Source organism: Phytohabitans sp. LZ39, from assembly GCF_059359075.1.
Window position 1 is genome coordinate 1 of sequence record NZ_JCADBM010000052.1, and the last position, 14,274, is coordinate 14,274.

The window sequence follows — 14,274 nt, forward strand, 5'->3', positions numbered from 1 at the left end:
GCCTTGGTGGTGACCTCACCGGCCACATGCACCTGACCGGTCGTGATCAGCGTCTCGACCGCGACCCGGCTACGCGGGTCCTGGGCGAGCAACGCGTCGAGAATGCCGTCACTGATCTGGTCAGCGATCTTGTCCGGGTGGCCCTCCGTGACCGACTCGGAGGTGAACAGGCGGCGTGCCACGGTGCTCCTCACGTTGGTGTCTTCATGTTTCGCGGCAGTCTAGCCATCGCCGCTAGAGCCTTAACCTAGGCCAACAGCCTGACTACCCCTTATGACAGGTGGGTTAAGTGGGGTACGACCAGGTCGAGCACGGCGTCGGCCAGCTCGTCCTTCGGCTGTTCGGCCAGCTCGGTGGTCGAACCATCGGCCCCGAACACGACCGCGGTGTTGGCGTCGGCGCCGAACACGCGGTCGACGCCGACCCTGTTGAGCACGATCAGGTCGGCGCGCTTGCGGGCCAGCTTGGCGCGGGCGTTGTCGACCGCGTCGTCGCCGTCACCGGTCTCCGCCGCGAACGCGACGAGCACCTGACCAGGACGTTTGCGCTCGCCCAGCTCGGCCGCGATGTCGGGGTTGGTGACCAGCTCGATCACCGGCGCGCCACCGCCGTCGACCTTTTTGATCTTCGAGGGTGAGTACGCCGCCGGGCGGAAGTCGGCGGGCGCGGCGGCCATCACCACCACGTCGGCGCTCGCGGCCGCCTCGACGGTGGCCTTGCGCAGCTCCTCGGTCGAGCCGACCCGCACGAGGTCGACGCCGGCCGGGTCGGCGAGCGTCACGTTGGCGCTGACGAGCGTGACCCGGGCGCCCCGCGCGGCGGCGGCGCGGGCGAACGCGTACCCCTGCTTGCCGGAGGAGCGGTTGCCCAGGAAGCGCACCGGGTCGAGCGGCTCGCGGGTGCCGCCGGCGGTCACGACCACATGGCGGCCGGCCAGGTCGGCGGCCGGAAGGTCGCCTCGGGCCAGGACGCGGCGGCAGATCGCGAAGATCTCGGCGGGGTCGGGCAGACGGCCCTTGCCGGAGTCGGCACCGGTGAGGCGGCCCACCGCCGGCTCGATCACGATCGCGCCACGGGCGCGGAGCGTGGCCACGTTGGCGACGGTGGCGGGGTGCTCCCACATCTCGGTGTGCATGGCCGGCGCGAACACCACCGGGCAGCGCGCGGTGAGCAGCGTGTTGGTGAGCAGGTCGTCGGCGAGCCCGTGTGCGGCCTTGGCGAGCAGGTCGGCGGTGGCGGGCGCGACGACCACCAGGTCGGCGCTCTGGCCGATCCGCACGTGCGGCACCTCGTGCACCTGGGACCACACGTCGTCGGCGACGGGCTGACCGGACAGGGCCGCCCAGGTGGGCGCGCCGACGAAGCGCAGGGCCGACGCGGTCGGCACCACGCGGACCGCGTGACCGGACTCGGTGAGGAGCCGCAGCAGCTCGCAGGCTTTGTAGGCGGCGATGCCGCCGCCTACACCGAGGACGACCGCGGCCACCGGGTTACGGGTTGTCGGTGGGCTCGGCCGTCAGCAGGCCGGCGTTGATCTCGCGCATCGCGATGGAGAGCGGCTTTTCCTGCGGAGTGGTTTCCACCAGGGGTCCGACGTACTCCAGCAGGCCCTCGCCGAGCTGGCTGTAGTACGCGTTGACCTGGCGGGCACGCTTGGCGGCGAAGATGACCAGCGCGTACTTCGAGGTGGTCTTCTCGAGCAGCTCGTCGATCGGCGGGTTGGTGATGCCTTCAGGATTGGCGACGGAGCCCACGTGGATCCTTCTAGTCAGGTGTTTGATCCCGGCCGCGCCGGGGCGAGAAATGATGAACCGAGCAAGCTTACCAACTCGTCGGCGGCACGCTCGACATAGTCGTTGACCACCGTCACGTCGAACTCGCGCTCGGCGGCCAGCTCCTCGTCGGCGTGGGCCAGGCGGCGGCGGATGGTCTCCTCGTCGTCGGTGCCCCGGCCGATGAGGCGCCGCTTGAGCTCTTCGACGCTCGGCGGGGCGAGGAACACCAGCCGCGCGTCCGGCATCGCCTCCCGCACCTGGCGGGCGCCCTGCAAGTCGATCTTCAGCAGGACCGGCTCGCCCTGGTGCAGCCGGTCCTCGACCGGACCGCGGGGCGTGCCGTACAGGTTGCCGGCGAACTCGGCCCACTCCAGGAACTGGCCGGTGGCGATCATCCGCTCGAACTCGGTCCGGTCGACGAAGAAGTAATGCACTCCGTCGACTTCGTAGTCACGCATCTTCCGGGTCGTGGCCGACACGGACAGCCACACCCACGGCGAGCGCGCCCGGATCAGCTCGATCACGCTGTCCTTCCCGACTCCGGAGGGGCCGGACAGGACGGTGAGGCGAGCCGCTTCCGGGCGCGCGTCGTCTTCCATGCTCACTGCTTGTTTCTACACGGTGCGGCGGATCAGTTTGAAGCGAACTCCCCAAGCAGCGCCTTACGCTGCTGCTCTCCGAGTCCGCGCAGGCGCCGGCTGTCGGCAATCTTGAGCTTCTCCATGATCTGGGTCGCTCGAATCTTGCCGATGCCCGGGAGCGCCTGAAGCACGGCCGAGACCTTGAGTTTGCCTACGACGTCGTCGGTCTCGGCACGTTCGAGCACGGCGGCGAGGGTGGTCTTGCCCTGCTTGAGCTGCTCCTTCAGCTCAGCGCGGGCCTTGCGGATCTCCGCAGCCTTCTCCAGCGCTGCTGCGCGCTGTTCGGGGCTCAGTGACGGGAGCGGCACCAGTTCTCCTCAGGTCCCTATCGCGGCGGCGAACCACCGCCGCATCTGTGAAACATGGTGTGGCCCGGAACCAAAGGGGCATGTGATTCCCGGCGCCGGGAAAACTAGCGGGCAGCGACGTTTTCGGCAACGTCGGCGCGCCATGATCACGCAATCGTGACCGCGGCATCACCCTGCGGCGCCGCTCAGCACCACCCGGCAGTCGGCCTGCACACGCTCCACGGCCGCACGCAGGGCCGCGGTGTCCGGACCGTGTTTGAGCACCTCCCGAGAGTACGACGGGAGCACTGCCGAAACGTTCCCGGAAAAGACCCGACGAAGATCATCCGGTGTCCCGCCCTGAGCGCCGAGACCCGGCGCGAGCATGGGCCCGCCCACCCCGGAGAGGTCGTGGCCTGTCACGCCTACGGTCGCCCCGACCACCAATCCGAAGCTGCCCAGCGGCTCCGCACCCCTGTTGAGCTGGGAAATCTCATCGATGACGGCCTGCGCGACGGTCCGGCCGTCCGCCGCGACCGCGTGTTGCACGTACGGTCCTTCCGGGTTGGACGTCAGCGCGAGCACGAAGACGCCGCCGCCGTGCGCGGCCGCCGTCTCGAACATCGGGGCGAGCGAACCTACTCCCAGGTAGGGACTCGCGGTGATCGCATCGACATACAGAGGACTGGATGGATCCAGGTACGCGTCGGCGTACGCGCGGACCGTGGAACCGATATCTCCCCGCTTGACGTCCAGGAGAACGAGCGCCCCGGCATCTTTGAACTGTCGGATAGTTGACTCAAGGCTGGCGATTCCTCGCGATCCATGCCTCTCGAAGAATGCGGACTGCGGCTTCACAATCGCGCAGCGGTCGCCGATCGCTTCCACGACCGTTCCACAGAAGGTCGCCAGGCCGTCCGGGTCGTCCCGCAGCCCCCACGCCGCGAGGAGCGACGGGTGCGGATCCACGCCCACGCACAGCGGCCCCCGTTCCGCCATCGCCCGGTGCAGCCGCGCCCCGAAAGTCTCCATTTGTCGGCATCCTCCTGCTCAGGCCGCGCGGGCGGCCACCGCGACCGCCCGGGTGATTCGCGCTACGTCAAGATCGTCCGCCACGTACGGCGGCATCGTGTAGATCAGGTCGCGGAACGGGCGCAGCCACACGCCGGCGCCCACCGCCGCGGCCGTCGCGGCCGCCATGTCGACCGGCCGGTCCAGTTGCACCACGCCGATCGCACCCAGCACCCGCACGTCCAGCACCCCGGGAGCGCCCTCCAGAGGCGCCAGGCCGGCCCGGAGGGCCGTCTCGATCCGTGACACCTCCCCCGCCCAGTCACCGTCGCGCAGGAGGCCGATGGAGGCGCTCGCGACCGCGCAGGCGAGCGGGTTGCCCATGAACGTCGGCCCGTGCGCCAGCACCGGCACCGCGCCGGCCGAGATCCCGGCGGCCACGTCCGCCGTGCACAGGGTCGCGGCCAGGCTCAGGTAGCCGCCGGTCAGGGCCTTGCCCACGCACATGATGTCGGGCGTGACCCCGGCGTGGTCGGCGGCGAAGAACGCCCCGGAACGGCCGAAGCCGGTGGCGATCTCGTCGAGGATCAGCAGGACGTCGTACTCCCGGGTCAGCTCGCGCAGCGCGCGCACGTACGCCGGGCTGTGGAAGCGCATGCCGCCGGCCCCCTGCACGACCGGCTCGACGATCACCGCCGCCAGCTCCTCGGCGTGCGCCTCCAGCGCCGCCTTGAGTGTCTGGAGGTAGCCCTCGTCCGGCGGCGCGTCGAACCCGTCCGGCGGCGCCGGTGCGAACACCTGGCGGGGCAGCACGTCCGTCCAGAGCTGGTGCATGCCGCCCACCGGGTCGCAGACGCTCATCGGATGGAAGGTGTCACCGTGGTACCCGCCCCGCCACGTGGCCAGCCGGTGCTTGTGCGGACGCCCGCGGGAGCGCTGGTACTGGAGCGCCATCTTGACCGCGACCTCGACGCTCACCGAGCCGGAGTCGCAGAGGAAGACGTGCTCCAGCCCCTCCGGCGTCACCTCGACGAGCGTGCGGGCGAGCGCCACGGCGGGCTCGTGGGTCAGCCCGCCGAACATCACGTGGCTCATCCGCCCGAGCTGCCCGACCACGGCCGCGTCCAGCACCGGATGCCGGTACCCGTGGATCGCCGCCCACCACGACGACATCCCGTCGACCAGCTCCCGCCCGTCCGCCAGCCGCAGGAGCACGCCGTCGGCGCTCTCCACGACGTACGGATCGGTGGTGCCCGGCATCGGCCCGTACGGGTGCCACACGTGCGCCCGGTCCAACGCCACGATCTCGTCCGGCCTCATCCAAACGCCTCCCCTATGGCACGCCAACCGCCCGCGTCGGCCTCGACCGGGCGGCGCGGGCGATCGACCGCACCAGGGCCGGGCCCCGGTAGATGAAACCCGTGTAGAGCTGCACGAGACTCGCGCCCGCGTCGAAGAGGCGGGTCGCGTCGTCCGGGTCGAGGATGCCGCCGACGCCGATCACCGGCAGCGCTCCCCCGGTCTCCCGGCAGACGAACTCGACGACCTCGCGGGCCCGTGCGGTGAGCGGCCGCCCGGACAGGCCGCCCGCCTCCGCGGCCAGGGCGGTGTCGGCAGCCGCCACACCCGCACGGGACAGCGTCGTGTTGGTCGCGATCACGCCGGCCGCGCCCCGGTCCATGCACACCTGGAGCAGCTCGGCGATCGCCGGCTCGGTCAGGTCCGGGGCGATCTTCACGAGCACCGGCGGCCCGCCGACCAGAGCCTCCAGCAGCGCGTCGACGTGTTCGCGGTCCTGGAGCGCGCGCAGGCCGGGCGTGTTCGGCGAGGAGACGTTGACGGCCACGTAGGACGCGTGGTCGCGCAGCAGGTCGTACGAGGCGTGGTAGTCGGCCACCGCCTCACCCAGCGGGGTCGCCTTCGACTTGCCCAGCGAGACGCCCAGCGGCACCGGCAGCGGGCCGGTCTCCATCAGGCGCGCGGCCAGCGACGCCGCGCCCTCGTTGTTGAAGCCCATCCTGTTGATCACGGCCTGGCTCTCCCGGAGGCGGAAGAGGCGGGGGCGGGGGTTGCCCGGCTGCCCGTACGCGGTGACCGTCCCCACCTCGACGAAGCCGAAGCCGAGCGCGGGCCACGCGGGCAGCGCGAGTCCGTTTTTGTCCATGCCGGCGGCGAGGCCCACGGGGTTGGGGAAGTCGACGCCGAAGACCCGCACCGGCGCGGCCACCGCGTACCGGCGGCGCAGCACCGCCAGCACCCGCGGGGAGAGGCGGGACAGGCGGCGCAGCGTCCACTCGTGCGCCGCCTCCGCGTCACCGCCCCCGATCCGGAACAGGGCCGGCCGGGCGAGGGAGTAGATCACGACTCGGCCCGCAGGGCCTCGTGCAGCTCCTGGAGCGGGCGTACCGACATGTCGCCCCGGATCAGCGCCTCGATGCCCATCACCGCGGCGGTCACCCCCGGCACCGTCGTGATGCACGGGATGTCCGCGGTGACCGCGGCGCTCCGGATCTCGTACCCGTCGGATCTGGCACTGGCTCCTGATCCTTGGGGTGTGTTGATGACCAGCGCGACCTCGCCGGCGGCGATGAGCGAGACGGCGTCGCCGAGCGACACCTCGAAGTGCTTCGGCACCACCGACACCGCGATGCCGTACCGACGCAGCACCTCGCCCGTGCCCGCCGTCGCCACGATCTCGAAGCCGAGGTCGGCGAGGCGCTTGACCGGGAAGACCATCGCCCGCTTGTCCCGGTTGGCGACCGTGACCAGGATGCGGCCGGCGGTGGGCAGCGAGCCGTAGGCGCCCGCCTGCGACTTCGCGAACGCCTGCCCGAAGCCGGCGTCGATGCCCATCACCTCGCCGGTCGACTTCATCTCCGGGCCGAGCAGGTTGTCGACGCCCTTGCCGGCCGGCGTGCGGAACCGCTTGAACGGCAGCACCGCCTCCTTGACCGCGATCGGCGCCCCGTCCGGCAGCGCCCCGCCGTCGCCGGTGGCCGGCAGCAGGCCGGAGGCGCGTAGGTCGGCGATGGTGGCGCCGAGCATGATGCGGCTCGCCGCCTTCGCCAGCGGCACCGCGGTCGCCTTCGACACGAACGGCACGGTGCGCGACGCGCGCGGGTTGGCCTCCAGCACGTAGAGGGCGTCGTCCTTGAGCGCGTACTGCACGTTGAGCAGGCCGCGCACGCCCACGCCCCGGGCGATCTCCTCGGTGTACCGGCGCACCTGGGTCAGGTGCGAGCCGGCGAGCGTGATCGGCGGCAGCACGCACGAGGAGTCGCCGGAGTGGATGCCGGCCTCCTCGATGTGCTCCATCACGCCGCCGATGTACACCTCGCCGGTGGCGTCGCAGAGCGCGTCGACGTCGATCTCGATCGCGTCGTCGAGGAAGCGGTCGACGAGCACCGGGTGGTCCGGCGAGATCTCGGTGGCCCGGCCGATGTAGTCGCGGAGGGTCGGCTCGTCGTACACGATCTCCATGCCGCGCCCGCCGAGCACGTAGGACGGGCGGACCAGCACCGGGTACCCGATGTCGTCCGCGATCGCGCGGGCCTCCTCGAACGAGGTGGCCGTGCCGTGCGCGGGTGCCCGCAGCCCGGCCTTGGCCAGCACCGCGCCGAACGCGCCCCGGTGCTCGGCGAGGTGGATGGACTCGGGCGTGGTGCCGACGATCGGCACGCCCGCGTTCTTGAGCCGCTGCGCGAGGCCGAGCGGAGTCTGGCCGCCGAGCTGCACGACCACACCGACGACGCCGGGCCCGCCCGCGGCGGTGCCGGACGAGTGCTCGGCGTGCCACACCTCCAGCACGTCTTCGAAGGTGAGCGGCTCGAAGTACAGCCGGTCGGCGGTGTCGTAGTCGGTGGAGACGGTCTCCGGGTTGCAGTTGACCATCACGGTCTCGTAGCCCGCCGCCCGGAGCGCCATCACCGCGTGCACGCACGAGTAGTCGAACTCGATGCCCTGCCCGATCCTGTTCGGCCCGGAGCCGAGGATCAGCACCTTGGGCCGGTCAGAGGGGGCGACCTCGGTCTCCTCGTCGTAGGAGGAGTAGTGGTACGGCGTCTTCGCGGCGAACTCGGCCGCGCACGTGTCCACCGTCTTGTACACCGGGCGCAGGCCCAGCCGGTGGCGGAGCGTGCGGATGCCGTCTTCGCCGGCGAACTCGGGGCGCAGCGCGGCGATCTGCCAGTCGGAGAGTCCGGCGCGCTTCGCCCGCCGCAACAGCGCTTCGTCGAGCACCGGCGCGGCGACGATCTCCGCGCGCAGCTCGACGAGCGAGGCGATCTGGTCCAGGAACCACGGATCCATGCCGCCCGTCGCCGACGCGACCTGCTCCACCGTCGCGCCGAGCCGCAGCGCCCGCTCGACGGTGTAGAGCCGCCCGTCGTGCGGGGTGCGGAGCGCCTCCAAAGTGGACTCCAGCGACGAGTCCGGGTCCGGCGCGGTCCAGAAGCCCACCGCCTTGGACTCCAGGGAGCGCATCGCCTTGTTGAGCGCCTCGGTGAAGTTGCGGCCCAGCGACATCGCCTCGCCGACCGACTTCATCGTGGTGGTCAGCTCGGGGTCGGCGCCGGGAAACTTCTCGAACGCGAAGCGCGGGATCTTCACCACCACGTAGTCGAGCGCGGGCTCGAATGCGGCCGGCGTCTCCTGGGTGACGTCGTTGGGAATCTCGTCCAATGTGTACCCGATGGCCAGCTTCGCGGCGATCTTGGCGATCGGGAAGCCGGTGGCCTTGGAGGCGAGCGCGGACGAGCGGGAGACCCGGGGGTTCATCTCGATGACCACGAGCCGCCCGTCGCCCGGGTGCACCGCGAACTGGATATTGCACCCGCCGGTGTCCACCCCGACCTCGCGGAGCACCGCGATGCCGAGGTCGCGCATCCGCTGGTACTCCCGGTCGGTCAGCGTCATGGCCGGCGCGACGGTGACGCTGTCGCCGGTGTGCACGCCCATCGGGTCGACGTTTTCGATCGAGCAGACCACGACCACGTTGTCCTTGCGGTCGCGCATCAGCTCCAGCTCGTACTCCTTCCAGCCGAGTACGCTCTCCTCGATCAGCACCTCGTGCACCGGGGAGGCGGCCAGGCCCGCGCCCGCGATCCGCTCCAGGTCTTCGGGAGTGTGCGCCATGCCGGACCCGAGACCGCCCATCGTGAACGAGGGCCGGATGACCACCGGGAGCCCGAGCTCGGCGACGGTCTCGCGCACCTCGTCCATCGACCGGCACACGCGGCTGCGCGGCGTCTCACCGCCGGCCTTGGCGACGATCTCCTTGAACAGCTGGCGGTCCTCGCCCCGGCGGATCGCGTCGATGCGGGCGCCGATCAGCTCGACGCCGTACTTGTCGAGCACGCCCGACTCGTGCAGCGCGACCGCGGTGTTGAGCGCGGTCTGGCCGCCGAGCGTGGGCAGCAGCGCGTCGGGCTTCTCCCGGGCGATGACCAGCTCGACGAACTCCGGCGTGATCGGCTCGACGTACGTGGCGTCGGCGAACTCCGGGTCGGTCATGATGGTCGCCGGGTTGGAGTTGACCAGGCTGACCCGCAGCCCCTCGGCGCGCAGCACCCGGCACGCCTGGGTGCCGGAGTAGTCGAACTCGCACGCCTGCCCGATCACGATCGGCCCCGAGCCGATCACGAGCACGTGCTGGATGTCGGTCCGTTTAGGCATCGTCGGTCAACTCCACGAACCGGTCGAAGAGGTAGTCCGCGTCGTGCGTGCCCGCGGCCGCCTCCGGGTGGTACTGGACGGTGAAGGCGGGCACGTCGAGCGCCCGCAGCCCTTCGACCACGTTGTCGTTGAGGCAGATGTGCGAGACCTCCACCCGGCCGAAGTCTGTCTCGACGACCTCGCCGTGTGGGGCCTCGACCGCGAAGCCGTGGTTGTGCGAGGTCACCTCGACCTTGCCGGTCGTGCGGTCGAGCACCGGCTGGTTGATGCCGCGGTGGCCGTAGCGCAGCTTGTAGGTACCGAAGCCCAGCGCCCGCCCCAGGATCTGGCTGCCGAAGCAGATGCCGAACAGCGGCACCCGCCGCCGCATCACCTCGCGGGCCAGCGCCACCGGGTGGTCGGCGGTCGCCGGGTCGCCCGGGCCGGGCGAGAAGAAGACCGCGTCCGCGCCGAGCCCGAGCAGATCGTCCACCGTGGACGTCGCGGGCAGCACGTGGGTGGTGACGCCGCGGGCGGCCAGCCGCCGCGGCACGTTGCGCTTGATGCCCAGGTCGAGGGCGGCCACCGTGAACCGGTGCTCGCCGTCGGCTTCCACTGTGTACATCTCCGGGGTGGTCACCTCGGCCGACAGGTCGGCGCCGACCATCTCGGGCGCGGCGAGCACCCGCTCGCGCAGGGCGATCGGGTCGGTCTCCTCAGTGGACACACCGACCCGCATCGCGCCCCGCTCGCGCAGGTGGCGGGTGAGCGCGCGGGTGTCGACCCCGCTGATGCCCACCACGCCCTCGGCGGCGAGCCGCTCCTCCAGGCCGCCGGTGGCGCGCCAGTTGGAACCGATCCGGGCCGGGTCGCGCACGACGTAGCCGGCGACCCAGATCCGGCCCGACTCGTCGTCTTCACCGTTGACGCCGGTGTTGCCGATGTGCGGGGCGGTCTGCACGACGACCTGCCGGTGGTAAGACGGGTCGGTCAGCGTCTCCTGGTAGCCGGTCATGCCGGTGGTGAAGACCGCCTCGCCGAAGGTCTCCCCCTCCGCGCCGTACGCCTCGCCGTGGAACACACGCCCGTCTTCGAGCACCAGGATGGCGGGCTTCCTCATTGCCTACCTCCGATCCGGACTGCGGGACTCGCATGCCCAGGCCCGCGGCGACGTCCAGGCCGTCGAAGCTCATTCCTCGCACGGATCACAAGACAGCCTTTCCGTCGAGCACCGTTGCCTCGCCGCGCAGGAACGTCGCGACCACCCGGCCGGGCAGCGTCATGCCCGCGTACGGCGTGTTGCGGCTGCGGCTGGCCGACTCCCCCGGGTCGACGACGCGGCGCGCGGCCGGGTCGACGAGCGTGAGGTTTGCCTTCACCCCGGGCGCCAGGTCGTGGCCGTGGTCGGCCAGCCCGGCGATCCGCGCCGGCGTACGGGACATCCGCTCGGCGATCATGTCCCAGTCGTCGCCCAGGACGTCGAGCACGATCGAGAGCGCGGTCTCCAGGCCGAGCATGCCCGGCCGGGCGTACGCCCACTCGCATTCCTTGTCTTCCACCGCGTGCGGCGCGTGGTCGGTGGCGACGACGTCGATGACCCCTTCACGCAGGGCCTCGCGCAGCGCCTCCACGTCGGCCTTGGTACGCAGCGGCGGGTTCACCTTGAAGACCGGGTCGTAGCTCGTCGCCCGCTCGTCGGTGAGCAGCAGGTGGTGCGGCGTGACCTCCGCCGTTACCTTCACGCCCCTGGCCTTCGCGTGGCGCAGCACCTCGACGCTGCCGGCCGTGGAGACGTGGCAGACGTGCAGGCGGCTGCCCACGTGCTCGGCGAGCAGCACGTCGCGGGCGATGATCGCCTCCTCCGCGACCGCCGGCCAGCCGGTCAGCCCGAGGCGGGTGGCGACCTCGCCCTCGTGCATCTGCGCGCCCTCGGTCAGCCGCGGCTCCTCGGCGTGCTGGGCGATCACGCCGTCGAACGCCTTCACGTACTCCAGCGCCCGCCGCATCAGCCGCGGGTCGGCGACGCAGTGGCCGTCGTCGGAGAAGATGCGCACCTGCGCCGCCGACGTGGCCATCGCGCCGAGCTCGGCCAGCCGTTCGCCGGCCAGCCCCACCGTCACCGCGCCGATCGGCTGCACGTCGACGAGCCCGGCCTCGCGGCCCAGCCGGTAGACCTGCTCGACGACGCCGGCCGTGTCGGCCACCGGCGAGGTGTTGGCCATCGCGCAGACCGCCGTGTAGCCGCCGAGGGCCGCCGCCCGCGAGCCGGTCTCCACCGTCTCGGCGTCCTCGCGTCCCGGTTCCCGGAGGTGGGTGTGCAGATCGACGAGGCCGGGCAGCGCGACGAGGCCGTCGGCGTCGATCACCTGGGCGTTCTTCGCCCCGCCTTCGGCGATCACGCCGTCGCGGATCAGAAGGTCGGTCTTCCCCCGGCCGAGGATGGAAACGCCTTTGACGAGAAAGCTCACGACTTGCCTCCGAGCAGCAGGTAGAGGACGGCCATCCGCACGGAGACCCCGTTGGCGACCTGTTCGACGATGGTGGATCGGGTCGAGTCGGCCACCTCGGGTGCGATCTCCATGCCCCGGTTCATCGGGCCGGGGTGCATGACGATCGCGTGCTCGGGCAGCCGGCGCATGCGCGGCCCGTCCAGCCCGTAACGGCGGGCGTACTCGCGTTCGCTCGGGAAGTAGGAGGCGTTCATGCGCTCCCTCTGCACGCGCAGCATCATCACCACGTCGGCGTCGGGCAGCACGGCGTCGAGGTCGTACGAGACCTCGGTGCGCAGGTCCGGTGGGATCAGCGTGGGCGGGCCGACCAGCGTGACCTTTGCCCCGAGCGTGGCGAGCAGGTGCACGTTGGAGCGGGCCACCCGGCTGTGCAGCACGTCGCCCACGATCGCGACGCTCAGCCCGGCGAGGCGGCCGAGGCGGGAGCGCATCGTGTACGCGTCGAGCAGCGCCTGCGTCGGGTGCTCGTGGGTGCCGTCGCCGGCGTTGAGCACCGAGCCCTCCACCCAGGTGGCCAGCCGGTGCGGCGCGCCCGAGGCGGGGTGGCGGATCACCACCGCGTCGGCGCCCATGGCCTGGAGCGTGAGGGCGGTGTCCTTGAGGCTCTCCCCCTTGGACACGCTCGACCCCTTGGCCGAGAAGTTGATGACGTCGGCGGAGAGGCGCTTGGCGGCCGCCTCGAAGGAGATTCGAGTACGGGTCGAGTCTTCGTAGAAGAGGTTGACGACCGTGCGGCCGCGCAGCGTGGGCAGCTTCTTCACCTCGCGGCCGGCGACCGTGGACATCTCGGCCGCCGTGTCGAGGACCAGCGTCGCCGTCGCCGCGTCCAGGTCCGCGGCGGAGAGCAGGTGCTTCATGAGTGGTTACCCCCGTAGAGCTTGACCTCGTCCGCGCCGTCGATCTCGTCGAGGGCGACCTTGACGCTCTCGCTGAGCGCCGTGGGGATGTTCTTGCCGACGTAGTCGGCGCGGATCGGCAGCTCGCGGTGGCCGCGGTCGACGAGCACCGCCAGCTGCACCGAGCGCGGGCGGCCGATGTCGCTGAGCGCGTCGAGGGCGGCCCGCACGGTGCGGCCGGAGAAGAGCACGTCGTCGACGAGGATCACCCGCCGACCGTCCACGCCGGCCGGTGGCACCTCGGTCGGCCCGATCGCGCGGGTGGCCTGGCTTCGGAGATCGTCACGGTAAAGCGTGATGTCCAACACACCCACGGGCACGTCGATGCCCTCGAAGGTGCGGATGCGGTCGGCGAGGCGGCGGGCGAGCGGCACGCCCCGCGTCGGGATGCCGAAGAGAACGGTGTCCGCCGCCCCCTGGGTCTTCTCCAGGATCTGGTGGGCGATGCGGTCGACGATCCGCTTGACGTCGTCGGCACTCAGGATGGACTTCGCGAGGGCAGCCTGCGGTAACGCCACTGGCGGTCACTCCTTCCCCGCCTCACGGGACGGGCCTTAAAGGGTGTCGATGTCCGGCGCGTCCCGCGGGTCGCGGGCCGGCCGGTGGCCGCACGCAACGTTACCAGTGGACCTTGCGAACCCCTCGCAACACCTCCTGAGCTACGAATCAGTACTGGTGCGAAAGCGGACAAGTATGCTTTTATCGCGCGGGAATGCGTTTAGGGGCACTTGACGCTGTGTCTCAATCCCCGTACCGTCACGCTCCGTAGCGAACAGCTGGGGAGAACCCCGGGCAGAGCACTGGGAGTGTCGGAATGCCCTCTGAGTACGCCAAGTCCTTGGGCGCCCGCCTGCGCTCCATCCGCCAGCAGCAGGGCCTGTCCCTGCAAGGGGTGGAGGAGAAGTCGAACGGGCGCTGGAAGGCCGTCGTGGTCGGCTCGTACGAGCGCGGCGACCGCGCGGTCACCGTGTCCCGCCTCGCCGAGCTGGCGGACTTCTACCGCGTGCCCGTCTCGGAGCTGCTGCCCGACGGCAGCGGCGTCCGGCACGAGCCCACCAACAAGATCGTGCTCGACCTGGAGCGGCTGTACGACGAGGTGTCCGACGAGCTCGCCTACGTCGCCCGGTACGCGCGCGCGATCCAACAGCAGCGCGGCGACTACAACGGCCGCGTCCTCTCCATCCGCGCCGACGACCTCCGCGCGCTGGCGATCGTGTACGACATCTCGCCCTCCGGCCTCATCGAGCGCCTGACCGAGGCCGGGGTGCTGGTGGCCGACCCGCGGGCGTTCTTCGCCTCCTGAGGTCCGGCCTCACCGGCGGCGCGGCGCCTCCTCCCCGGCGCCCGCCCGCCACCGCACGGCCCGAAAGGCACGTGGTTCGCACCGAACCACGTGCCTTTCCGCTTTATTTGAGCTACCGCGACGATGCTCCTATGGTTGTCAAGCGGCGGGGTCAGGGTCGTTTGTTGTGATGATTTGGTAGAGCTCGCGGGCGATGTAC

Annotated in this window: 14 protein-coding genes; 1 reads left to right on the forward strand and 13 read right to left on the reverse strand. The window is 71.1% G+C overall.

Annotated elements, in window-relative coordinates; all coding sequences use genetic code 11:
• The 13 genes from AC5L36_RS45165 to pyrR form a co-directional block, all read right to left on the reverse strand.
• A partial coding sequence (locus AC5L36_RS45165; protein ID WP_441223715.1) for an S-adenosylmethionine synthetase N-terminal domain-containing protein occupies positions 1-182 on the reverse strand: 182 nt, incomplete at its 3' end.
• A gap of 89 nt (positions 183-271) precedes the next feature.
• Positions 272-1,486, reverse strand: coding sequence for a bifunctional phosphopantothenoylcysteine decarboxylase/phosphopantothenate--cysteine ligase CoaBC (gene coaBC, locus AC5L36_RS45170; protein ID WP_441225274.1), 1,215 nt, complete (start codon positions 1,484-1,486; stop codon positions 272-274).
• A gap of 4 nt (positions 1,487-1,490) precedes the next feature.
• A complete protein-coding gene (gene rpoZ / locus AC5L36_RS45175) occupies positions 1,491-1,754 on the reverse strand; it encodes a DNA-directed RNA polymerase subunit omega (protein WP_173053553.1) in 264 nt (87 codons plus the stop codon).
• Between the two features lie 14 nt (positions 1,755-1,768).
• A complete protein-coding gene (gmk, locus tag AC5L36_RS45180) occupies positions 1,769-2,374 on the reverse strand; it encodes a guanylate kinase (protein ID WP_441225275.1) in 606 nt (201 codons plus the stop codon).
• A 32-nt stretch (positions 2,375-2,406) separates the two neighbouring features.
• Positions 2,407-2,724 carry an integration host factor, actinobacterial type gene (gene mihF / locus AC5L36_RS45185; protein WP_173053557.1) on the reverse strand — a complete coding sequence of 106 codons (318 nt, stop codon included), beginning with the start codon at positions 2,722-2,724 and terminating at the stop codon, positions 2,407-2,409.
• Between the two features lie 168 nt (positions 2,725-2,892).
• The gene (pyrF, locus tag AC5L36_RS45190) at positions 2,893-3,735 is read right to left on the reverse strand and encodes an orotidine-5'-phosphate decarboxylase (protein ID WP_441225278.1); all 843 of its coding nucleotides are present in this window, start codon (positions 3,733-3,735) and stop codon (positions 2,893-2,895) included.
• Between the two features lie 18 nt (positions 3,736-3,753).
• Positions 3,754-5,034: an adenosylmethionine--8-amino-7-oxononanoate transaminase gene (locus tag AC5L36_RS45195; RefSeq protein WP_441225280.1), complete on the reverse strand. Its 1,281-nt coding sequence runs from the start codon at positions 5,032-5,034 to the stop codon at positions 3,754-3,756.
• Positions 5,035-5,047: 13 nt separating this feature from the next.
• Positions 5,048-6,076 carry a quinone-dependent dihydroorotate dehydrogenase gene (locus tag AC5L36_RS45200; RefSeq protein ID WP_441225281.1) on the reverse strand — a complete coding sequence of 343 codons (1,029 nt, stop codon included), beginning with the start codon at positions 6,074-6,076 and terminating at the stop codon, positions 5,048-5,050.
• Positions 6,073-9,387 carry a carbamoyl-phosphate synthase large subunit gene (carB, locus tag AC5L36_RS45205; RefSeq protein WP_441225282.1) on the reverse strand — a complete coding sequence of 1,105 codons (3,315 nt, stop codon included), beginning with the start codon at positions 9,385-9,387 and terminating at the stop codon, positions 6,073-6,075. Before carB ends, AC5L36_RS45200 begins: the two co-directional genes overlap by 4 nt.
• Complete coding sequence (gene carA / locus AC5L36_RS45210; protein WP_441225284.1) at positions 9,380-10,486, reverse strand: glutamine-hydrolyzing carbamoyl-phosphate synthase small subunit; 1,107 nt, start codon at positions 10,484-10,486, stop codon at positions 9,380-9,382. Before carA ends, carB begins: the two co-directional genes overlap by 8 nt.
• A gap of 85 nt (positions 10,487-10,571) precedes the next feature.
• Entirely contained in the window at positions 10,572-11,834 is a 1,263-nt protein-coding gene (locus tag AC5L36_RS45215; RefSeq protein WP_441225286.1) for a dihydroorotase, read from the reverse strand.
• Positions 11,831-12,733 carry an aspartate carbamoyltransferase catalytic subunit gene (locus AC5L36_RS45220; protein ID WP_441225287.1) on the reverse strand — a complete coding sequence of 301 codons (903 nt, stop codon included), beginning with the start codon at positions 12,731-12,733 and terminating at the stop codon, positions 11,831-11,833. Before AC5L36_RS45220 ends, AC5L36_RS45215 begins: the two co-directional genes overlap by 4 nt.
• Entirely contained in the window at positions 12,730-13,290 is a 561-nt protein-coding gene (gene pyrR, locus AC5L36_RS45225) for a bifunctional pyr operon transcriptional regulator/uracil phosphoribosyltransferase PyrR (protein ID WP_441225288.1), read from the reverse strand. Before pyrR ends, AC5L36_RS45220 begins: the two co-directional genes overlap by 4 nt.
• A 296-nt stretch (positions 13,291-13,586) precedes the next feature.
• Between pyrR and bldD the strand changes: the two genes are divergently transcribed.
• A complete protein-coding gene (gene bldD / locus AC5L36_RS45230; protein ID WP_173053573.1) occupies positions 13,587-14,075 on the forward strand; it encodes a transcriptional regulator BldD in 489 nt (162 codons plus the stop codon).
• The last annotated feature ends 199 nt before the right edge of the window (positions 14,076-14,274 follow it).